The following is a 21,027-nucleotide window of genomic DNA, read 5'->3' on the forward strand; positions in this document are numbered from 1 at the left end:
CAGGGGCTTGTTCGGAGGCCTCGCCGATGACCGCGAGCTCGCCACCGATCTCGACGGTGTCGTCCTCCTGGGCGACGATCTTCGTCAAGACGCCTGCAGCGGGCGACGGGATCTCGGTGTCGACCTTGTCCGTGGACACCTCCAGCAGCGGCTCGTCGATCTCGACGGTGTCACCCTCCTGTTTAAGCCAGCGGGTGACGGTCCCCTCGGTGACGCTCTCACCTAGCGCGGGCATCTGGACGGAGATGGCCATGTATTGACTCCTCGGACGGTCACTTGTGACGACTCGAACTCTGGCTTACCACAGCTAGGTGCACCGGGTACGGCACCTAGGTGGATTGTCGGAACCATCCTGTCACTGCAGCACCATTCGCACTCACTCAGGGTTGCTCCGGGCTCTGGCACTATCGAGTGAGGGTTTGCAGGGCAGTTCGTCGAACTTCCCCAGAGCTGAGGAGACCGTTCCGTTGGGGTTGTTCGATACGTTCCGCCGGGGTGGCTCGGCGCGCGGATCCGGCGGCGACACGGGCGAGGATCTGCGGTATCTGCAGCGCTGGGTCGCCGAGCACATCGGCGTCGAGGCATTCGTGGAACCCCGCACCACCGTCACCGAGGTGACTGTCGTGTTGGTTGCTGCCGACGGTGAATGGACCCGTCGCCGCGCCGGTGGTGAGGCCGGGGCACGACGGCTCAGCGACCGGCTGCAGATCCCGGTGTACGACGTGCAGAAGGTCGGGTATCCGCAACGGATGCGCGACCACGACGCGCGGCGGCGCATCGAACGGGAGCGTGCCGTGCGTCAGGAACTGGACGACCGCTAGAGTCGAAGCAACCGATACCTCCGGTATTGGATACTGTTCGTTACAGATACCTCGTGGAGGGGTGGACTATGGAGCGCTTCGTCGTCAGCTCGGACGGAACCCGCATCGCGGTTTACGAACAAGGGGATCGGCAGCGCCCCACGCTGGTGATGGCGCACGGATGGCCGGACTCACACGTGTTGTGGAACGGCGTGACCGGTGAACTGGGGGACCGCTTCCACATCGTGCGGTACGACAATCGCGGCGCCGGCGCCTCGGACGTGCCCAAACCCGTCGCCGCCTACCGCATGGACCGCTTCGCCGACGACCTGTCCGCGGTGATCGACGCCGTCAGCCCCGGCCGCCCCGTGCACGTCCTGGCCCACGACTGGGGATCGGTGGGGGTGTGGGAGTACCTGAGCCGCCCCGAGGCCTCCGAGCGGGTGGCGTCCTTCACGTCGGTATCGGGACCCAGCACCGACCACTACGGCTCGTTCGTGCGCGGTCGGCTGGCCCGTCCGTACCGGCCCATCCGGTTCGCCAAGGCGGTGAACCTGGCATCGCGGTTCAGCTACTGGATCCCGTTCTCGGTCCCCGTCGTCGCGCCCGCGCTGATGCGGCGTGGTGCGGCGCGCCGCCTGCAGGGCATCGACACCGCGGGCCCCAAATTCCAGTCCGAGACGCTCGACATCGATGCGGCGAACGGACTGAAGATCTACCGCGCCAACGCGATTCGCTCGTTCACGACGTTGCGGAGCGACCACTATGTGACGGTGCCGGTGCAGTTGATCTGCAATGACCACGATCCCGTGGTGCGCGGGCACGGCTATGACGAAGCGTCGAAGTGGGTGCCGTTGCTGTGGCGTCGCGATCTGAAGGCCGGGCACTGGGCCCCGTTCTCGCACTGGCGCGCCATCGCCACCGCGACGGGCGAGCTGATCGATCACATCGAGGGCGCCCCGGCGTCGCGTGCGCTGCGGCGCGCGCAGGTCGGCCGGTCGCGGGAAACCTTCGGTGACACCCTGGTTTCGGTGACCGGTGCCGGCAGCGGCATCGGCCGTGCCACCGCGCTGGCCTTCGCGGCGCAGGGCGCCGAAATCGTGGTCAGCGATATCGACGAAGCGTCCGCCAAGTCGACCGCCAACGAGATCGCCGCGCGCGGTGGAGTGGCGCATGCCTACGGCCTCGACGTGTCCGACGCCGAGGCGGTGGAGAATTTCGTCGAGCAGGTCTGCACCGCTCACGGCGTGCCCGACGTGGTGGTCAACAACGCCGGAATCGGCCACGGCGGCAAGTTCCTCGACACCCCGGCCGACCAGTACGACCGGGTGCTCGACGTCAATTTCGGCGGAGTCGTCAACTGCTGCAGGTCATTTGCCCGACGCCTGGTCGAACGCGGAACCGGCGGCCACATCGTCAACGTGGCCTCGATGGCCGCCTATTCGCCGTCGGCGTCGATGAACGCCTACTCCACCAGCAAGGCCGCGGTCTTCATGTTCTCCGACTGCCTGCGCGCCGAATTGGTCTCGGCGGGAGTCGGTCTGACCACGATCTGCCCCGGCGTGATCGACACCAACATCATCGACACCACGCGGTTCGACGTCCCCGCCGACAAGCAGGGTCAGGTCGAGGAGTTGCGGGCCCAGACCAAGAAGGCCTTCGCCGCGCGCCGTTACGGGCCGGACAAAGTGGCCAAGGCCATCGTCGCGTCCGTCGCCAAGGGCAAGGCGGTCCGCCCGGTCACGCCCGAGGCCTATGCGGCCTACGGGGTGTCGCGACTGGTGCCGTCGGCATTGCGCCGGGCGGCACGGTCGGGCTCGCTCTGAACCGCTACTGCGGGTGCGCCGCCAGGTAATCACCGACCGGTATCGGCGATTCGGCGGCGTACCCGACGGGCAGCAGCACGTCGCCGGCGGTGGAGACGTAGTACACGTCCCAGCGGTAGAACGCGCCGATGGCAGCCGGATCGGCGGCCATCGCGGCGGCGTAGTCGTTGACCGCCCGCACGTACGCGTCGGCGTTGTTGTACCGGAACAGGGCGTGATCCGGATTGTTCGCAAAACCGTTGGCGGCCAGGTAATTGCCGGCAGCCATGATGCTGTCCCGGGGTGAGTGGATATCGCCGCCCATGCCGTAGGCCGCAAACGTCGACGGCATGAACTGCATCGGCCCCTGGGCGCCGGCCGAACTGGCACCGGTCACGCTGCCGAAGTGCGTCTCGATCAGGTTGATCGCGGCGAGGTGGCTCCAGCCGACGCCTGATGCGGCTTCGGCGTCGCGGTAGGCGGCCAGCAGCTCCTCAACCGGCGGTGGGGGGTTGATCCGCCACGCGGGAAGGGTGCCCCGCGGTTCGGCCAGCGTGGCGAGTTGCCGCCGCGCATCGACGTTGCGGTCGTAGAACGTGACCAGTTCGGCCGGGATGCGGGGCCGGATGATCCCGTCCCAGTCGGGGTGACGGCCGATCGCGCGATAGGCCACCTGTTGGCGGCGGGCGGCCTGCGTCAGGGCCGGCTCCGGTGTCGACGGGTCGCGCAGCGCCCGCTCATCGGCCACGAGATCGTCCGCCAGCCGGGCGGGGTCCGGAGCCAGGCGCGGCTGGGCACCGGCCGGTGCGGGGTTAGTTGTCGTTGTCGCGGCCGCCACCGAGGTCGTGCTCGGGGGAGCGGCGGGCGGCGGGCTCGGCGACCCGGAACAGGCGGTGAACGCGGCGCCCAGCATGAACAAGACGGCGAGATTGCGGGCAATTCTCGACATCTCGTTCACGTTGGGCCCGTACATGATCAGCCGTTCGCGGCGATATCCTCCAGCACCGCGAACATCGTCCGGGTCGGCACGCCGGTGCCGCCCTTGGGGGTGTAACCCCATGCGCCCCCGGTGTTGTAGGCCGGCGCGGCGATGTCGATGTGGGTCCACTGGACGCCGTCGGCGACGAACTCGCGCAGGTACGTGCCTGCCACGAGCATCCCGGCATAGCGTGACCCGCTGACGTTGGCCAGGTCGGCCACCGTGGATTTCAGATCGTCCTTCAGTTCCTCGGGAAGCGGCATTGCCCAACCGTTTTCACCGACGGACTGCGACAGCGTCGCGACCCGGTCGCGGAACTCTTCGCTGCCCATCACGCCCGGCGTACGGGAACCCAGCGCGACCGTCTGCGCACCGGTCAGCGTCGAGGTCTCGATCAGGTAATCCGGGTCGTCCTCGCAGGCCCGCACGATCGCGTCGGCCAGGATCAGCCGGCCCTCGGCGTCGGTGTTGAGCACTTCCACGGTGATCCCGCCGTACTGCGTGAGCACGTCGCCCGGGCGCTGCGCGGTCGCCGATGGCATGTTCTCGGCCATCGGTACGGTCGCGATGACCTCGATCGGCAGTTTCTGCTTGGCGGCCAGCACCACGGTGGCGATGACCGCCGCTGCGCCACCCATGTCCGATGTCATGTGGTGCATGTTGGCGGCGGGCTTGATCGAGATGCCGCCGGTGTCGAATGTGATGCCCTTGCCGACCAGTGCGACGCGCTTGCTCTTCTTGCCTGCGCCGCGGTGGATCAACCGCACCAGACGAGGCGGGCGCGAGGACCCCTTGCCGACCCCCACGATGCCGCCGTAGCCCGCCTTGGCCAGGGCCTTGTCGTCGAGTACCTCGACCTCAAGCCCGGTGGCCTCACCCAAAGCCTTTGCCTGCTTGGCGAATTCGTCGGGGAACAGGTGGCTGGGCGGGGTGTTGACGAAGTCCCGGGCGATCGCGACCGCCGAAGCGATGTCCTCCGCGCGCTGTGCCTGCGCCTTTGCCGCCTTGGTGTCGGCGGTCAGTGCGGTGATCGCGGTCAGGCCGGCGTCCTTGGGCGCGGTCTTGGCGCTGCGGAAGTCGCTGAAACGGTAGGCACCCAGGATCAGGCCCTCGACGGCGGCTTCCAGGTCGATGTCGGACAGCGTGGTGATGACCGCCTCGGTGCCGTTCAGTGACCGCGCGGCGGTGCCGGCGGCCCGGCGGATCAGGTCGGCCGGCCACTCGTCGCGCGGCTTGCCCAGGCCGACGGCCAACACGCTGGCAGCCGCGACACCACCCACCACCACCCTGGTGACCTGGTCGGTGCCGCCCTTCGCGCCCAGCGCGGTGAGCGCGACCTCGATCTCGCCGACCGCCTCGGCGTCGAGGAATGGGTTGGCGACGACGGTGGCTGTTGCGTCGTCATCCTGCCCGCTGACCACGGGAACGATCAGCACGGCGTCGCTCTTGCGTTTGGGCAGCGACGCACTGACGGTGACGTTGGGAACCTGGTAACCGGGGTTTGCGGAGCTCACCCCGACCACCCTAGTCAGGCTGTCGCGGGCTCACCGGGTACGCCGCTGCCGGGTCGTCGCACTCCTCGACATCTCAGTGCGGAAGGTACAGCGGATACGCCGTGACCGGCGCGGCGAAACCCTTCAGGGTGAGCGAGCGAGGTGGCTCGAACGTCTCCCCGTCGAGGAGCTCACGCAGCGGTTCGGACACCAGGACCTGGCTGGGGTCGGCGGCGGCGACGAGGCGGGCCGCCCGATTCACCGAATTGCCGAAGTAGTCGCCGCCGATGGCCAGCACCACGCCGAAATCGAGTCCGGCGCGCACCTGCAGGTGGGTCTCGGCGGCACGGGGGTGGGTCACCAGGTCGACGGCGACCCGGAGGAGGTCGGCAGGTTCGGAGCCGACCCACATGATGGCGTCCCCGATGAACTTGACGACGCGGCAGCCGGCGGCATGCACGATCTCGGTGCTGGTGGCGCTGAACTCGTTGAGCAGTGCCGACAGTTCGGCGGACGTCAACATCTGGGTGAGCGCCGTGAACCCGGACAGGTCGGCAAAACCGATGCCGCACACAACATTCGACGAGTCGTCGCGGACGACGTGCTCGAAGTAGCTGCGCGCACTCATCACATGATGGCGGTGTACGGCGTCGATCATCGAGCCGATCCGTGGGATGAAACCGGCGGCGGCCCGGTATGCCCTGGCGGTGGTGAGTTCGTCGTGGCTGACGTTGAGCTGGATGTCGGGGGTGCTGGCCCGGCTCATCGCCGACAGGGCTTCGGCCAGTCGGGCCATACCGGAACCGATCACCCGCAGCAGGCCCGTGGCCTCGACATCGCCGACGAGCACCCGCAACTCAACCCAGGTGCGCAAGGTCTCCAGATCGGCCCGGCTCAGCGTCTTCACTTCGCAACCGGCCACGGTCAGGCCCAGCGCGGCCCACGCCCGCTGCACATCCTCCAGCGGGACATCGAGCTCGGCGGCCACATCGGCCAGGCAGTATTCCGGCGGCCCCGACCATTGCAGGACATCCCCGGCCAGTCCGAACAACCGGCCCCGGGACTCGGCCTCGATCATCTGCTCGGCGGTGAAGCCCAGCCCGTCGAGGTACTCGATGAGCGGGGCACGGTCCCGCGCATCGGTGAGCCCGGCGGCGGCCAGCGCATCGAAATCGACCACCAGACCAGTGTGCAATTCCGCGGGCCGTTCCGGCAGGCAGATTAGGGTGAATCCGTGACTGACGACCTGCTGCACGGACCGCTGGAAGACCGCCACCGCGAACTGGGAGCCAGTTTCGCCGAATTCGGTGGCTGGCTGATGCCGGTGTCCTACGCCGGGACCGTCTCCGAACACAACGCCACGCGCGACACCGTCGGCCTCTTCGACGTCAGCCATCTCGGAAAGGCGCTGGTCAAAGGACCCGGTGCGGCGGCCTACGTCAACTCGGCCCTCACCAACGACCTGAACCGCATCGGACCGGGCAAGGCGCAGTACACGCTGTGCTGCAAAGACAACGGAGGCGTGGCGGGCGTCATTGATGACCTGATCGCCTACTACGTCTCCGACGACGAGATCTTCCTGGTGCCCAACGCCGCCAACACCGCGGCCGTCGTGGCCGAACTGCAGAAGAACGCCCCCGATGGGCTGACCATCACCGACGAGCACCGCTCATATGCGGTGCTGGCGGTGCAGGGGCCGAAATCCGGCGAGGTGCTCGAGGCGCTGGGGCTGCCCACCGAGATGGACTACATGGGTTACGCCGACGCCGAGTACGACGGCGTGTTCGTGCGGGTGTGCCGCACCGGCTACACCGGTGAACACGGCTACGAGCTGCTGCCGGCCTGGGACCGCGCCGGCGTGGTGTTCGACGCCCTGGTGGCGGCCGTGCGCGCGGCCGGCGGCGAACCCGCGGGCCTGGGCGCCCGCGACACCCTGCGCACCGAGATGGGCTACCCGCTGCACGGTCACGAGCTGTCCCTCGACATCTCGCCGCTGCAGGCCCGCTGCGGCTGGGCGATCGGGTGGAAGAAGGACGCGTTCTGGGGGCGGGACGCGCTGCTGGCCGAGAAGGAGGCCGGCCCGGCCCGGGTGCTGCGCGGCCTCAAGGCCGTCGGCCGCGGGGTGCTGCGCGCCGATCTCGCGGTGCTCGACGGGGACAACCGGATCGGCACCACGACGTCGGGGACGTTCTCGCCGTCACTGAAAGTCGGTATCGCGCTGGCACTCATCGACACCGCCGGCGACATCGCCGACGGGCAGCGGGTGAGCGTGGACGTGCGTGGCCGTGCTGTCGAATGCGAAGTGGTCAAGCCACCGTTCGTGGCCCCGAAAACACGTTAGCCTCGGGCGATACAATCGCTGCATGACTAGCGGCCATCTCGAGTTCACGGTTTCAGCCAACGCGAATCCGGCGACCGATGCGGTACGCGAATCCATTCTGGCCAACCCCGGCTTCGGCAAGTTCCACACCGACCACATGGTGGCCATCGACTACACCACCGGGCAGGGCTGGCACGACCCGCAGGTGATCCCGTACGGGCCGATCGAACTCGATCCCTCGGCCATCGTCCTGCACTACGCGCAGGAAGTGTTCGAGGGGCTCAAGGCCTACCGCTGGGCGGACGGCTCGATCGTGTCGTTCCGGCCGGAGTCCAACGCGGCGCGGCTGCAGGCCTCGTCTCGTCGGCTGGCCATCCCGGAACTTCCCGAGGACGTGTTCATCGAATCGCTGCGCCAGCTCATCGCGGTCGACGAGAAGTGGGTCCCCGCGGCCGGCGGCGAGGAGTCGCTGTACCTGCGGCCGTTCGTGATCGCCACCGAGCCGGGCCTGGGTGTGCGCCCGGCCAACGAGTACCGCTACCTGGTGATCGGTTCGCCGGCCGGGGCGTACTTCAAGGGCGGCATCAAGCCGGTCAGCGTTTGGCTGTCGCACGAGTACGTGCGCGCCTCGCCGGGTGGCACCGGTGCGGCCAAGTTCGGCGGCAACTACGCGGCCTCGCTGCTCGCGCAGGCGCAGGCCGCCGACAACGGATGCGATCAGGTGGTGTGGCTGGACGCGCTCGAGCGTCGCTACGTCGAGGAGATGGGCGGGATGAACCTGTTCTTCGTCTTCGGCAGCGGCGGTTCAGCCCGGCTCGTCACGCCTGAGCTGTCCGGTTCACTGTTGCCGGGGATCACACGAGATTCCTTGCTGCAGTTGGCCACCGATGCCGGCTTCGCGGTCGAAGAACGTAAGATCGACGTCGCCGAATGGCAGAAGAAGGCCGCGGCGGGCGAGATCACCGAGGTGTTCGCCTGTGGCACCGCCGCGGTGATCACCCCGGTCTCACACGTCAAGTACGCGGACGGCGAGTTCACCATCGCCGACGGGCAACCGGGCGAGATCACCATGGCCCTGCGCGACACCCTGACGGGAATCCAGCGGGGCACCTTCGCCGATACCCACGGCTGGATGGCCCGGCTGAACTGACCGTTTCTCCCCGAACGATTTGCGGTGCGCGCAGACTTGATCTGACCTGCGCAAATCAATCGAGGGAGGCCGTCATGGCACTCGTAGCGGGATTCGATCCGGCCACCAGTGGGCAGCAACCAGTCGACGAGAACGGTGACCCGGTGCCGGTCGGCGTCTGGGGGGATTCCGATGTCGGCGGCGGCGTGTTCGGCAGCAGTGGGGTACTGCCGAGCGGCACCACCGTGTTCATCGATCCGCCGGCCGGTGTCGAGGGGCACGGCGCCGACGGCCCGGGGGTGGTGGGCCGCAGCCCTGCCGGCAACGGTGTGGTAGGCGAGAGTTTGCAGGCGCCAGGTATTTTGGCGCGCAGCTCGACCGCGTCGGGATTGCTCGGGGTGACTTTCAGCCCCACCGACGACTCACACGGGGTATTCGGTTCCAGCACCACCGGCGGCAACGGGGTCACCGGCTTCGTGGGTGGCGCGACCGGGGTGATCGGCAGCAGTATCCGTGGTTTCGGGGTGCGCGGGACGAGCGGTGACAACGCCGGCGTCATGGGTATCAGCTTCGCCGACGGCGGTAGCGCCCCAGGCGTATTCGGGACCGGCGACAACACCATGGGGGTGTTGGGCACCAGCAGCAACGGTCCGGGTGTGTACGGCGTCAGCCAGGCCGCCGATGCCATCGCCGGTCTCACCTACGGCGTCGGGGTGTCAGGGGTGTCCGGCTTGCACGTCGTCGCGGACTCGACCGGGTCCGGGGTCTCCGGGCACAGCCACAGCGGAACCGGAGTGCGGGGCAGCAGCGACGACCAGGTGGGTGTGCGCGGAGTCAGCCTGTCCTCGGACGGCGCCGCCGGCCTCACGACCGGCACCGGTCACGGGGTGTCCGGTGTCCATTTCTCCACGCATCCCGGTGGTGGGGTCTCCGGGCTCAGCGTGATCGGAAACGGGGTCGAGGGCTTCACCTTCGCCGACACCCGGCGCAACCCGGACGTGGCAGCGGTCCGGGGTCAAAGCGCCAACGGCTTCGCCGGGCTGTTCGTGGGCCGGGTGCGGGTGACGGGTTTCCTCAGCAAGAGCGGCGGCGGGTTCACCGTCGATCACCCGTCCGATCCGGCGAATCGGTATCTGTCGCATTCCTTCGTCGAGTCGCCGGACATGCTCAACGTCTACAGCGGCACCGTGACCACGGACCGCTCCGGCAAGGCACGGGTGAAGCTGCCGTCGTACTTCGAGGCGCTCAACCGGGACTTCCGCTACCAGCTGACGGTGATCGGTACGTTCAGCCAGGCGGTGGTCGCCGAGGAGATCAAGGACAACGCATTCACGATCGCCACGGACACCGGTCGGGTCAAGGTGTGCTGGCAGGTCACCGGGGTGCGCAAAGATGCCTGGGCCGAAGCGAATCGGGTCACCCCCGAGCAGCGCAAGCCCGACGGCGAGCGGGGCACATACCTGCATCCCGAACTGTTCGGGCGCAAGGCAGTGGCACTGCATCCGGCCCCGCCCGCCCGGGTCGCCGAGGTGGTACCGGCGGAACTGAGCGCGTGGGCCGAGCGGCTTCCCGCCGACCTGCGCCTGGTGTCGGGTCAGAAACTGATGGGGTATGTCACCCGGGCCCGACGGGTGCTCCGTGCGGCGTGGGCCGCCGATCGCAAGCGCGCCGAGAAGCGGTTGGGCGCAGTGCCGCAGCTGCCTCCGCCTGGCGTTGGACGCGCCGAACTGCAGGAGCAGTGGAAAGCCGTGCGGGACGCTGTGGCGGCAATGCCTGCGCGGATCAGCGAATCGCCAACCCGAGCGCGACGATCGTCGTCGTCACCTCGACGGCCGCGCCGAGCACGTCGCCGGTGATGCCGCCGAACCGTCGCACGCAGTGAGCCACCAGCAGCGCCGAACAGCCCACCGCGACCAGCACCACGACCGGGCCCTGCCACATCCGCTGATCCGCCCATGCGGCCAACGCGGCGACGGCGATCACCCAGGCCGCCACCACGGCGACCGGCTGGGTGCCCGCCACGGCACCGCCCAGTGAGCTGCCCGCCGCCGCGGGCACCGAACGCCGGCAGGCGAGCACCGCCGCGACCCGGCCCGCGGTGACGGCGACGACGATCGCTATCGCGTCGAGCTGAGCGAATGTGAATGTCTGACAACCGATCACGACGATCACCGCGGCGACACCGAAGGGGCCGGCCGAGCCGTCCCGCATGACGGCCAGTGCCCGCTCCGGCGGGCCGTAACAACCAAGGCCGTCGACCGTGTCGCAGAACCCGTCGATGTGCAGCCCCCGGGTGGCCAGCAGCAGAACGGCGACCGCCAGCAGGCCGGGCAGCGCAGTGCCGGAGCCGAACGCCCACTGGCCGCCAGCCACGACCGCGGCCGCCAGCCCGCCGAGCGCCAGCCCGACCACAGGCAGGGCCGTGAGTGCCCCCCGGCCGACGCCGGCCGAAGTTCGTACCGGCAACACCGTGCCGAAGGCGAACGCCCCGCCGAGAGCGGCGATCACGATGTTGATTCAGGAGGTCCGGCTACTGCGGCTTCAGTGAAGGTAGCCATCGAGGCCAGGGTGGCGATGGCGGCCCGCACGATCGGCAACGCCACCGCGGCGCCGGTGCCCTCGCCCAGCCGCATGCCGAGGTCGACGATCGGCTCGAGTCTCAGGTGTGACAGCGCCAGGCTGTGGGCCGGCTCGGTCGACCGGTGTCCGGCCTGCCACCAGGCCCGCGCACCCGGCGCCAACTCCTCGGCCACCAGGGCCGCGGCCGTCACCACCAAGCCGTCCAGGAGAACCGGGGTGCGCCGGACGGCGGCCTGGGCGAGGAATCCCGCCATGGCAGCCAGGTCGGCGCCGCCGCACACGCGCAGCAGTCCCAGCGGATCGCGTGTCACGTCGCGGGCCCGGTACAGCGCGTCACGCACGGCGGCCGCCTTGCGCATCCAGCCGAGGTCGTCGATGCCGGTGCCGCGGCCCACCACCGCAACCGGCTCGGTGCCCGTCAGTGCGGCCACCAAAGTCGTTGCAGCCGTGGTATTTCCGATGCCCATGTCGCCCGCGATGAGCAGGTCGGCACCGGCGTCGACCTCCTCGTCGGCGATCTGGCGTCCCGCGTCCACCGCCGCCGCGGTCTCCTCGGCGCTGAGTGCGTCCTCCACCGCGATGTTGCCCGAACCGCGACGCACCTTGTGCGCGCCGATGGCCGGGGAGAGCGGCTCGTCGCAGTCGACGGCGATGTCGGCCACCCGCACGGTGGCTCCGGACACCTCGGCCAGCACGTTGATCGCGGCACCGCCGGCGTCGAAGTTGGCCACCATCTGGCCGGTCACCGCGGACGGGAACGCGGATACCCCCGCGGCGGTGACTCCGTGGTCAGCGGCGAAAACCACCACACGTGCCCGGGTGAGGGGGCGCGGCGGGCATTCGCCCTGGCACGAGGCCGCCCAGACCGAGAGTTCCTCGAGACGGCCCAGTGAGCCGGGTGGTTTGGTGAGCCGGCCCTGGCGGGCCCGCGCCGCCGCGGCGGCGTCGGCATCCGGTGCGGCGACCGGGGGGAAGGCCGCATCGAATTCGGTCATGACGGCTCCTTCACCGTGAGCGGTTGGCCGGCCACCACCAGCACCACGTGGTCGCACACCGCGGCCAGGCGCTGGTTGAGCGTGCCCAGTTCGTCGGCGAACCGGCGTCCCGCCTCGGTGGCGGGGACCACGGTCAGCCCGACCTCGGGGCTGACCAGCACCAGGGGAGCGGTGAACGTGTCCACCGCGTGGGTGAGCGCGTCGACCTCGCGGTCAACCGGTGCTCCGGTCCAGGCGCCCAGGCGGTCCATCGTCGCGGTCAGCCAGCCGCCGATGTCGTCGACGAGTGTCGCTGTGCTCGGGGCGTGCGGGTCGGCAGTCAGGGCCGCCACAAGATCACAGGTCTCCACGGTGTGCCAGCACGCGGGACGACGGGCCTGATGCGCATTCACGCGGCGGGCCCAGGCCGGATCGCCGTCGGCGGCGGGTCCGGTAGCCAGGTAACGCACCGGCGTGCCCACCCCGGCGGTGCGCGTCACGGCCGCTTCGGCCCACTGGGATTTGCCGGAGCGGATGCCGCCGAGCACCAGTGTGCGCACCGGTCAGGCCACCTGAAAAGGCATCAAGAGATCTTGTCGCCGCGGTTGACCACCGGCCGCGGCGCTCGCATACGGCGCAGCTGCGACGCCCGGCTGGCCGCGTAAAGCCCGAGCTTCCAACCGCTTTCGGTGTTGCCGGGGAACTTCTCGTCCACCATGTGGTTCACCTTGCGGCCGACGATCAACCCGTCGATCAGCATGATGACGACCAGGATCAGCATCGCGTAGGACAGCATCTGCTGGAACTTCAGCGACGGCAGCGCGAGCATGAAGAAGATCATCGCCAGGGCGGCGGGCATGAACAGGCCCAGCACGTTGCGGCGGGAGTCGACGACGTCGCGGACATAGCGGCGGACCGGACCCTTGTCGCGGGGGAGCAGGTAGGACTCGTCGCCGGCCATCATCTTCTCGCGGCGGTCGGCCATGTCGGCGCGGCGGGTGAGCCGCTCGATCTTGCGCTCTTCCTTGGACAACTTCGGCCCGCGCAGCTCCTTGCGGCGCTGACGTGCCTCGGCGGACGTCAGGGGCGCGGGCGCGACCGGGCCGCGCCGCTTGGTGGCCTCGCTCCGCTTGGGCGTCGGCCTGCCCTTGGGGGCGGTGCTCGGGGCGGCGCCGAGCCCGGTTGTTTCTTTAGAAGTCGATTCGGCGTCCCCGTCGACATTCGTGACCTGGTCGGTCACGGCGGGTTCGCCTTCGTTGTCCTTCTTACGGCCCAGCAGCTTCACGCCAGCCAGGTTACTGCCCGCCGCAGGTGGCCTGGCCACATGCCCCGGCCTGTGGATAAGTCGGGAATAGCGGCGGAACAAGGTACCGTTGAGGTAGTAGACGCGCGGTACGTCCACGCGTTTCCTCGATGCCCCGGGATCCTTAGGGAGAGCTATGACTGTTCAGGACGCCAGCACCACCGAAACCCACGGTGCGACCCTGTCCGACGCTGCGGCGACGAAGGCGAAGGCGCTGCTGGACCAGGAAGGTCGCGACGACCTCGCGCTGCGGATCGCTGTCCAGCCGGGCGGATGCGCCGGCCTGCGCTACAACCTGTTCTTCGACGACCGCACCCTCGACGGTGACCTCACCAGCGAGTTCGGCGGTGTCAAGCTGGTCGTGGACCGCATGAGCGCGCCGTACATCCAGGGCGCCACCATCGACTTCGTCGACTCCATCGAGAAGCAGGGCTTCACGATCGACAACCCGAATGCCACCGGCTCCTGCGCCTGCGGCGACTCCTTCAACTGACGTGAGCTGACGGCCGGCGGTCAGTACTGACCGCTGGTGCGCAGCACGTACGAGCACACGAGAACCTGCTCGTCTCTTCCGTCTCTTTTCACCAGTAGCTGTGCCACACCCTGTTGCTGCTCGTCGACTGCGCGCTGCCCACGGGTGGAGCCGCTGGCCGGTGCGACGCGCATGGTGAACAGCACCTGAGCCTGCGTGGTGGACCACGGCACGTTCGCGTCGATCCCCGTCACCTCGACCTGGCTGAACTGCTTGCGGAATGCGTCGCTGGCCAGGCCTGCCACCGCCAGATCGGCCTTGCGGTCCTTGACCCCGTCGTACAGCCCGCACAGCGTGTGGCGCGCGACGGCTTCGTCATCCCCGTCGAGCAGCGCATTGAGGTATTCCTGGATCGCGGCCTGGGCACGGGCGTCGGAGACCACGACAGGCCCGGCAGGTCCGCGCCGGCCCGCGACCAGCACCGCGGTGAGCACACCCGCGAGTGCGGCCAGCACCAACAGCCCCGCCACGATCTTGGGCCAGCGCCGCCGCGTCGGGTAGGGCACCGGCGGCGGCAGCGTCCCGGGATACGCGGACGGCCCGGACGTCACCTGCTCGGGATACGGCTGAGGCGGAATCTGCTCGGGGTACTGGTAAGAACCAGTCATTGAAGGGCGCTCCCCGCGTGATCTGGAGGTTGGTCAGCCGTCTACGGTGACCGGGAATACGGTTATACGCAGGTTAGCGCAACCCGCGAGGTGCGACCTTGTGCGCAGATCGCCGACAGGCAGCGCGGGTACTGTTATGTAGCCGACTTAACGAAATGAGGGGTGACACCACGTGACCATCGCAGTTACCGGATCTATCGCAACCGACCACCTGATGCGGTTCCCGGGCAAATTCTCCGAGCAACTGCTGGCCGACCACCTGCAGAAGGTGTCGCTGAGCTTCCTGGTCGACGATCTGGTGATCCATCGCGGGGGAGTGGCGGGCAACATGGCCTTCGCGATCGGCATCCTCGGCGGCGACGTCGCGCTGGTCGGCGCCGCCGGTCAGGATTTCGGTGAATACCGGACCTGGCTCGAGGGCGCCAATGTCGACTGCGGCAGCGTACTGATCTCCGACAGCGCCTACACCGCACGCTTCGTCTGCACCACCGACGAGGACATGGCCCAGATCGCCTCGTTCTACCCCGGTGCCATGTCGGAGGCGCGCAACATCGCGCTGGCCGACCTGGTGGATCGCGTGGGGAAGCCGGAACTGGTGATCATCGGCGCCAACGATCCCGAGGCGATGTTCCTGCACACCGAGGAGTGCCGCAAGCTCGGCCTGGCCTTCGCCGCCGATCCCTCACAGCAGCTGGCCCGGCTCTCCGGCGAGGAGATCCGCAAGCTCATCAACGGCGCCGCCTACCTGTTCACCAACGACTACGAGTGGGATCTGCTGCTGCAGAAGTCGGGGTGGAGCGAGGCCCAGGTGATGAGCCAGATCGGCATGCGCGTCACCACGCTCGGCGCCAAGGGCGTCGACCTGGTCAGCTCCGACGGCACGTTCGTGCACGTCGACGTGGTGCCCGAGAAGCACCAGGCCGACCCCACCGGTATCGGCGACGCGTTCCGTGCCGGCTTCCTGACCGGACGCAGCGCCGGGCTGGGCCTTGAGCGCTCGGCCCAACTGGCGTCGCTGGTCGCGGTGCTGGTCCTGGAGTCGACGGGTCCGCAGGAATGGACCTGGGACGCGGCCGAGGCCGTGCAGCGCCTGACCGATGCCTATGGGGCAGAAGCCGGCGCCGAGATCGGCAAAGCTCTGGCCTGACCCGGCCGAACCAACGCAGAATCGCCCCGAAACCACGGTTTCGGGGCGATTCTGCGTTTGTTTTCGCGCTTAGAGCTGCACCGGGTAGTGCGGTTCCTTGATCTGCGGGGTCACGCTGTGCTCCACGAAGATGGCGTGCCACAGCATGAAGATCAGAACGGTCCACAACCGGCGGCTGTGATCGCTGACGCCGCTGCGGTGCTCGTCGAGCATGGTGCGGACCGCGGCGAGATCGACATACTCGCCGGCTCCCGAAGACGCCGTCATGGCGTAGGCCCAGTCCATCAGCTCACCGGCCCGCAGCCAGTGCCTGATCGGTACCGGGAAGCCCAGCTTGGGCCGGTTCAGCACATGGGCAGGCACGATCGGCTCCAGCGCTCGCCGCAGTGCGTACTTGGTCGTCGAGCGGGTGATCTTCTGGTCGACCGGCAGCCGGGAAGCCACCGCGAACACCTCGGGGTCCAGGAACGGCACCCGCAGCTCCAGCGAGTTGGCCATCGTCATCTTGTCGGCCTTGACCAGGATGTCGCCGCGCAGCCAGGTGAACAGGTCGATGTGCTGCATCCGCGCCACCGGATCCCAGCCCTGCGACGCGGCGTACACCGGGGCGGTGACGTCGGTGTGCGTCCATTCCTGCCGGAAGCCCGGCAGCACCGCGCGCAGCTGCTCGTCGGAGAAGCTGCGGGCATTGCCGTAGTAGCGCTCCTCAAGGGTCAGCGAACCGCGGTGCAGCAGGCTCTTGCCCCGCATGCCCTCCGGCAGTGGCTTCGACGCCTTGCCCAGTGACTTGCGCACGGGCCGCGGCAGGTAGTCGAACGGCCTGAGCGACAACGGTTCCCGGTAGATCGTGTAGCCGCCGAACAGCTCGTCGGCACCCTCGCCGGACAGCACCACCTTGACGTGCTTGCGCGCCTCACGGGCGATGAAGAACAGCGGCACCAGGGCCGGGTCGGCCACCGGTTCGTCCAGATACCAGACGATCTCGGGCAGTGCCTCGACGAATTCGGCCGGACTGACCACCTTGGCGACGTGCCGGGCGCCGATCGCCTCGGCGGAGGCCACGGCGACATCGACCTCCGAGAAGCCCTCCCGCTCGAAGCCGGTGGTGAAGGTGATCAGCCGGGGGTTGTGACGCATCGCCAGCGCCGCGATCGCCGTCGAATCGATGCCGCCGGACAGGAAGGCGCCCACCGTGACATCGGCGCGCATGTGCTTGGCGACAGAATCCTCGAGCGCGGCGGTGATCTCGTCGTACCGGGACTGCTCGGCCCCCTTGACGAACGGCACAGCGTTGAACTTCGGCACGAAGTAGCGGGTCACCTCGGGCAGGCCACCGGGCCGCAGGCGGGCGTAACTGCCCGACTCCAGCCGGCGGATGCCGCGGTGCAGCGTCTCGGGTTCGGGTACGTACTGCAGCACCGTGTAGTGCTGAACCGCCCGCTCGTCGATACCCAGATCCAGTCCAAGCGGGTCGGCGAGGTCGAGCAGGCACTTCTTCTCGCTACCCACCGCGGTGCCGCCAGGCCCGGTGGCCATGAACAGCGGCTTGATGCCGAACGGGTCCCTGGCACAGAACAATTCGCGCTCGACGGTGTCCCACAGCGCGAACGCGAACATGCCGCGGAGCCGATTCAGAGCGTCGGTACCCCAGTAGTGGTAGGCCGCGACGATGGCCTCGCCGTCGCCGTCGGTGTGAAATTCGGCACCGAACTCGGACCGCAGGGCCTCGCGGAGTTCCAGATAGTTGTAGATCTCGCCGTTGAACACGAGCACGTACCGGTCCGGCGCGTCGGCAGGTCCCCACCGCAGCGGCTGGTGGCTGTGCGCGATATCGATGATCGAGAGCCGGTTGAAGCCGAGCACCACGGTGCCGTCGGGCCCGTCGGTCGTGTCGGCCCAGGTGCCGGGCTCGTCAGGGCCCCGGTGACGCATCAGGTGGGAAGCGTTCGCCACCGCGTCGACCAGCTGAGATCCGGCGTCGGGGGAGGCGTCACCCGGGTTGGATCCGGTAGGGGCAGTTACCAAGGCGAGCAGTCCGCACACCGCGCCAGTATGTCTGATCCGGCGGGTCCCCGAGACCACCACCCGGGCCGTTGCGCCAGTCGCTTCGGTCCTGTCGCGACGCCATTCCCGAGTCGCTTCGCTCCCGTGGACCGGCGTGGTCTACGCTGCGTAGTATTCGCAAAACAACGACCGGTCGCGGTCGCGAAATACCGATCTAGGAGGCGCCAACGTGACACCTCGCGGGCTTAAGAAGGTGGCCCGAGCGGCGTTGTTGACCATTGTCCTGGGTGGCTCAGCCCTCTTGCTGAGCGGCTGCAGCTGGCAGGACGCACTCGCGCTCGGTTGGCCGACCGGAATCACCCCAGAGGGCAAACTCAACCGAGAGCTGTGGATCGGCTCCGTGATTGCGTCCTTCGTGGTGGGCGCCATCGTGTGGGCCCTGATCTTCTGGTCGAGTGCATTCCACCGGAAGAAGAAGGGCGACACCGAGTTGCCGCGCCAGTTCGGCTACAACATGCCGCTGGAGCTGGTGCTGACGGTCATCCCGTTCCTCATCATCTCGGTGCTGTTCTACTTCACCGTGGTGGTCCAGGAGCGCATGCTCCACAAGGACCCCAACCCCGAGGTCGTCATCGACGTGACCGCCTTCCAGTGGAACTGGAAGTTCGGCTACCAGAAGATCGACTACGCCGACGGCACATTCGATTACGACGGTGTCGACGCCGAGCGCAAGGCCGCGATGACGTCCAAGCCCGAGGGCAAGGACGAGCACGGCCAGGAGCGCGTTGGCGCGGTGCGTGGCCTCAACCCCGAGGACCGCACCTACCTGAACTTCGACAAGGTCGAGACGCTGGGCACCTCCACGGAGATCCCGGTGCTGGTGCTCCCGGCGGGCAAGCGCGTCGAGTTCCAGCTCAACTCCGCGGACGTGATCCACGGTTTCTGGGTGCCGGAGTTCCTCTTCAAGCGCGACGTGATGCCCGAGCCGAAGGCCAACAACTCGGACAACATCTTCCAGGTCAGCAAGATCGAGCAGACCGGTGCGTTCGTCGGGCGCTGCACCGAGATGTGCGGCACCTACCACTCGATGATGAACTTCGAGGTCCGGGTCGTCGAACCCAACGACTTCAAGGCCTACATCGATCAGCGCACGGCAGGTAAGACCAATGCCGAGGCCTTGGCTGCGATCAACCAGGAGCCGTTGGCTGTCACGACCCACCCGTTTGACACCCGACGCGGTGAGCAGGCACCGCAGGCGAGCAAGTAGGGGCGACACGCAATGCATATTGAAGCTCGACTGTTCGAGATCCTCACGGCCTTCTTCGCCCTGTCGGCGGTGCTGTACGGCGTGCTGACGGCGATGTTCGCCACCGGTGGTGTCGAGTGGGCCGGTACCACCGCGCTCGTGCTCACGACCGGCCTGACCCTGATCACCGGCACCTTCTTCCGCTTCGTGGCGCGTCGTCTCGACACCCGCCCCGAGGACTACGAAGACGCCGAGATCAGTGACGGCGCAGGCGAACTCGGTTTCTACTCACCGCACAGCTGGTGGCCCATCCTGATCGCGCTGTCCTTTTCGACCGCGGCGGTGGGCGCCGCCCTGTGGCTTCCCTGGCTGATCGTCGCGGGTGTCTGCTTCGTGTTGATGGCGGTCAGCGGTTTGGTCTTCGAGTACTACTGGGGTCCTGAGAAGCACTGACCCGTCCGGACGTGCCGATTGTGGCCTGGTCAAGGTCACAATCGGGCCGTCACTTCATCCGCCACCGGCAGCGCCGGACTCGCCGGCTTCCACTCGTTGGGTAATGTTGCCGGGGCACTGTCACCAGCGAACGGTTTCGTCTCGATCCGCGTGGCAGTGAAGTTGTCGAGAAGGATAGGCGTAGATGAGCGGGCCGAATCCCCCGGAACCGGGTGCCTCCGGTTCTGATTTGCCGGATCAACCCGGAAAGCACTCCGCACCCGAGGAGCCCACGCAGGTCGCGGGCGCCGACGCGGATGGCGACGAGACGGACTTCTACTCACAGGCGTACTCCGCGCCCGAGTCCGAGCAGTTCACCAGCGGGCCGTACGTGCCTTCCGATGTGGCGCTCTACGACTACGACGATTACGACGCGTCGACGGAACTGGTCGACACCTCTCCACCGCCGCGCTGGCCATGGGTGGTCGGTATCACCGCCATCATCGCGGCTGTCGCCCTGGTGGCCTCGGTGGCCGTCCTGGTCACCCGGGACGACGACACCAGCAACCTGGCGACCCCGCGGCCGAGTACCACCACGTCGGCGCCGCCGGTGCAGGACGAGATCACCACGACGACTCCGCCACCGCCTCCTCCGCCTCCTCCGACGTCGGAAGAGCTTCCACCCCCGCCGCCCCCGGAGACCGTGACGGTGACCGAGCCGCCGCCGCCTCCTCCCGCTCCGCCCAGCGAGGCGCCCGCGCCGGCCCCGAACACCACGACGGCGCCGCCGACCACCACCACGACCCATGCCGGACCGCGCCAGGTCACCTATTCGGTGACGGGCACCAAGGCCCCGGGTGACATCATCACCATCACCTACGTCGACGGGAACGGTAACCGGCGCACCCTGCGCAACGTCTACATCCCGTGGACCTTCACGATGACCCCGATCTCCAACTCGGACGTGGGTTCGGTCGAGGCATCCAGCCTGTTCCTGGTCAGCAGATTGAACTGCTCGATCACGGCCAGCGACGGCACCGTGTTGTCGTCGAATGCCAACAACTCCGCGCAGACTGCCTGCTGATGTCCGGGCCGATCAGCGAACTCGACAACACCGACCGGGTTTTGCTGGGCGCATGCGCCGCGGTCTGGCTCGCTGCGCTGGGCGCCGGGGTGGCCGCTGTCGTCGCCCTGGTGGATCTCGGCCGCAGTCATCCGCAGGGTGCTGAGAGTGCCGACACCCCGTGGGTGCTCTACACCGTGATCGGCCTGTCGGTGCTGGTGATCGCCGGGGCGGTGCCGTTGCTGCTGCGGGCCCGGTCCCAGGCCGACAACCGCCCGCCCGGCGGACGGCGACCCTTGCCGCCCGCGCGTTCACCGCGCCCGATCGGGGGCAGCTACCGGGCCGCTCCGGTCGCGATGAGTCGATATACCGCGGGCACCGGCGCGGCGACCGCCGCCACCGAGGCGGTGTGGTTGCGGTTCATCTTGGCGGTCACCTGCGCCATCGGTCTGGGGACCGCGGCCATCGGGCTGGCGACCTATCTGATGGCGACCGGCAGCAATGTGGCGGCCTGGTGCCTCTACGGCCTGGCCGGGTTGGTCACCGCGGGCATCGTCGCGCTGCCGATCGTGGCGCTGCGACACCTCGGCGCGTTGCCGTCCTGAGCCCGTG

The 21,027-nt window shown here is 68.4% G+C and carries 21 protein-coding genes; 11 read left to right on the forward strand and 10 right to left on the reverse strand.

Features of this window, described 5'->3' with window-relative positions; genetic code table 11:
- Positions 1–253, reverse strand: a 253-nt coding sequence (locus tag TX88_RS35455; RefSeq protein ID WP_322786879.1) for a biotin/lipoyl-containing protein, incomplete at its 3' end; no start/stop codon positions are given.
- Between the two features lie 214 nt (positions 254–467).
- Between TX88_RS35455 and TX88_RS30060 the strand changes: the two genes are divergently transcribed.
- Both TX88_RS30060 and TX88_RS30065 read left to right on the forward strand, forming a co-directional pair.
- Positions 468–821 (forward strand): hypothetical protein, encoded by a 354-nt coding sequence (locus TX88_RS30060; RefSeq protein ID WP_044523564.1) that lies wholly within the window; start codon positions 468–470, stop codon positions 819–821.
- A 68-nt stretch (positions 822–889) separates the two neighbouring features.
- Complete coding sequence (locus TX88_RS30065; RefSeq protein WP_044523565.1) at positions 890–2,626, forward strand: SDR family oxidoreductase; 1,737 nt, start codon at positions 890–892, stop codon at positions 2,624–2,626.
- Positions 2,627–2,630: 4 nt separating this feature from the next.
- On the opposite strand, the gene TX88_RS30070 is transcribed toward TX88_RS30065, so the two are convergent.
- The 3 genes from TX88_RS30070 to TX88_RS30080 all read right to left on the reverse strand — a co-directional run bounded on the left by TX88_RS30070 (position 2,631) and on the right by TX88_RS30080 (position 6,257).
- Entirely contained in the window at positions 2,631–3,554 is a 924-nt protein-coding gene (locus TX88_RS30070) for a lytic transglycosylase domain-containing protein (RefSeq protein ID WP_044524365.1), read from the reverse strand.
- 26 nt (positions 3,555–3,580) lie between these two features.
- The gene (locus tag TX88_RS30075) at positions 3,581–5,098 is read right to left on the reverse strand and encodes a leucyl aminopeptidase (RefSeq protein WP_044524369.1); all 1,518 of its coding nucleotides are present in this window, start codon (positions 5,096–5,098) and stop codon (positions 3,581–3,583) included.
- A 73-nt stretch (positions 5,099–5,171) separates the two neighbouring features.
- Positions 5,172–6,257, reverse strand: coding sequence for an adenylate/guanylate cyclase domain-containing protein (locus TX88_RS30080; protein ID WP_044524375.1), 1,086 nt, complete (start codon positions 6,255–6,257; stop codon positions 5,172–5,174).
- 54 nt (positions 6,258–6,311) lie between these two features.
- Between TX88_RS30080 and gcvT the strand changes: the two genes are divergently transcribed.
- The 3 genes from gcvT to TX88_RS30095 all read left to right on the forward strand — a co-directional run bounded on the left by gcvT (position 6,312) and on the right by TX88_RS30095 (position 10,382).
- A complete protein-coding gene (gene gcvT, locus TX88_RS30085) occupies positions 6,312–7,418 on the forward strand; it encodes a glycine cleavage system aminomethyltransferase GcvT (protein ID WP_044523566.1) in 1,107 nt (368 codons plus the stop codon).
- 22 nt (positions 7,419–7,440) lie between these two features.
- Positions 7,441–8,547: a branched-chain amino acid aminotransferase gene (locus tag TX88_RS30090; protein WP_044523568.1), complete on the forward strand. Its 1,107-nt coding sequence runs from the start codon at positions 7,441–7,443 to the stop codon at positions 8,545–8,547.
- A gap of 74 nt (positions 8,548–8,621) precedes the next feature.
- A complete protein-coding gene (locus TX88_RS30095) occupies positions 8,622–10,382 on the forward strand; it encodes an autotransporter outer membrane beta-barrel domain-containing protein (RefSeq protein WP_044523570.1) in 1,761 nt (586 codons plus the stop codon).
- Here the strand turns inward: TX88_RS30095 and TX88_RS30100 are convergent.
- Genes TX88_RS30100 through TX88_RS30115 form a run of 4 tightly spaced genes read right to left on the reverse strand, consistent with a single transcriptional unit; the run spans position 10,309 to position 13,365 of the window.
- Positions 10,309–11,034 (reverse strand): adenosylcobinamide-GDP ribazoletransferase, encoded by a 726-nt coding sequence (locus TX88_RS30100; RefSeq protein WP_044523575.1) that lies wholly within the window; start codon positions 11,032–11,034, stop codon positions 10,309–10,311. The genes TX88_RS30095 and TX88_RS30100 overlap by 74 nt on opposite strands.
- Positions 11,031–12,101: a nicotinate-nucleotide--dimethylbenzimidazole phosphoribosyltransferase gene (cobT, locus tag TX88_RS30105; RefSeq protein WP_044523577.1), complete on the reverse strand. Its 1,071-nt coding sequence runs from the start codon at positions 12,099–12,101 to the stop codon at positions 11,031–11,033. Before cobT ends, TX88_RS30100 begins: the two co-directional genes overlap by 4 nt.
- Positions 12,098–12,640, reverse strand: coding sequence for a bifunctional adenosylcobinamide kinase/adenosylcobinamide-phosphate guanylyltransferase (locus TX88_RS30110; protein ID WP_044523579.1), 543 nt, complete (start codon positions 12,638–12,640; stop codon positions 12,098–12,100). Before TX88_RS30110 ends, cobT begins: the two co-directional genes overlap by 4 nt.
- Positions 12,641–12,663: 23 nt before the next feature.
- Entirely contained in the window at positions 12,664–13,365 is a 702-nt protein-coding gene (locus TX88_RS30115; protein ID WP_044523582.1) for a DUF3043 domain-containing protein, read from the reverse strand.
- A 154-nt stretch (positions 13,366–13,519) separates the two neighbouring features.
- Between TX88_RS30115 and TX88_RS30120 the strand changes: the two genes are divergently transcribed.
- Complete coding sequence (locus tag TX88_RS30120) at positions 13,520–13,876, forward strand: HesB/IscA family protein (protein WP_044523587.1); 357 nt, start codon at positions 13,520–13,522, stop codon at positions 13,874–13,876.
- A gap of 20 nt (positions 13,877–13,896) precedes the next feature.
- On the opposite strand, the gene TX88_RS30125 is transcribed toward TX88_RS30120, so the two are convergent.
- A complete protein-coding gene (locus tag TX88_RS30125) occupies positions 13,897–14,523 on the reverse strand; it encodes an Rv0361 family membrane protein (protein WP_044523589.1) in 627 nt (208 codons plus the stop codon).
- A gap of 172 nt (positions 14,524–14,695) precedes the next feature.
- Between TX88_RS30125 and TX88_RS30130 the strand changes: the two genes are divergently transcribed.
- Positions 14,696–15,670 carry a carbohydrate kinase family protein gene (locus TX88_RS30130; protein ID WP_044523590.1) on the forward strand — a complete coding sequence of 325 codons (975 nt, stop codon included), beginning with the start codon at positions 14,696–14,698 and terminating at the stop codon, positions 15,668–15,670.
- A gap of 69 nt (positions 15,671–15,739) precedes the next feature.
- On the opposite strand, the gene asnB is transcribed toward TX88_RS30130, so the two are convergent.
- Entirely contained in the window at positions 15,740–17,713 is a 1,974-nt protein-coding gene (asnB, locus tag TX88_RS30135) for an asparagine synthase (glutamine-hydrolyzing) (protein WP_044523601.1), read from the reverse strand.
- A 190-nt stretch (positions 17,714–17,903) separates the two neighbouring features.
- Here asnB and ctaC point away from each other — a divergent pair, with 190 nt between their 5' ends.
- From ctaC to TX88_RS30155, 4 genes are all read left to right on the forward strand, one after another.
- Entirely contained in the window at positions 17,904–18,941 is a 1,038-nt protein-coding gene (gene ctaC, locus TX88_RS30140; RefSeq protein WP_044523610.1) for an aa3-type cytochrome oxidase subunit II, read from the forward strand.
- A 12-nt stretch (positions 18,942–18,953) separates the two neighbouring features.
- Positions 18,954–19,373: a cytochrome c oxidase subunit 4 gene (locus TX88_RS30145; RefSeq protein WP_044523615.1), complete on the forward strand. Its 420-nt coding sequence runs from the start codon at positions 18,954–18,956 to the stop codon at positions 19,371–19,373.
- Positions 19,374–19,557: 184 nt separating this feature from the next.
- Positions 19,558–20,436 carry an MmpS family transport accessory protein gene (locus TX88_RS30150; RefSeq protein ID WP_044523619.1) on the forward strand — a complete coding sequence of 293 codons (879 nt, stop codon included), beginning with the start codon at positions 19,558–19,560 and terminating at the stop codon, positions 20,434–20,436.
- Positions 20,436–21,020, forward strand: a complete 585-nt coding sequence (locus TX88_RS30155; RefSeq protein ID WP_044523621.1) for a DUF2561 family protein — start codon at positions 20,436–20,438, stop codon at positions 21,018–21,020. Before TX88_RS30150 ends, TX88_RS30155 begins: the two co-directional genes overlap by 1 nt.
- The last annotated feature ends 7 nt before the right edge of the window (positions 21,021–21,027 follow it).

Origin of the sequence: Mycolicibacterium septicum DSM 44393, assembly GCF_000455325.1 — a bacterium.
Classification (GTDB): Bacteria; Actinomycetota; Actinomycetes; order Mycobacteriales; family Mycobacteriaceae; genus Mycobacterium; species Mycobacterium septicum.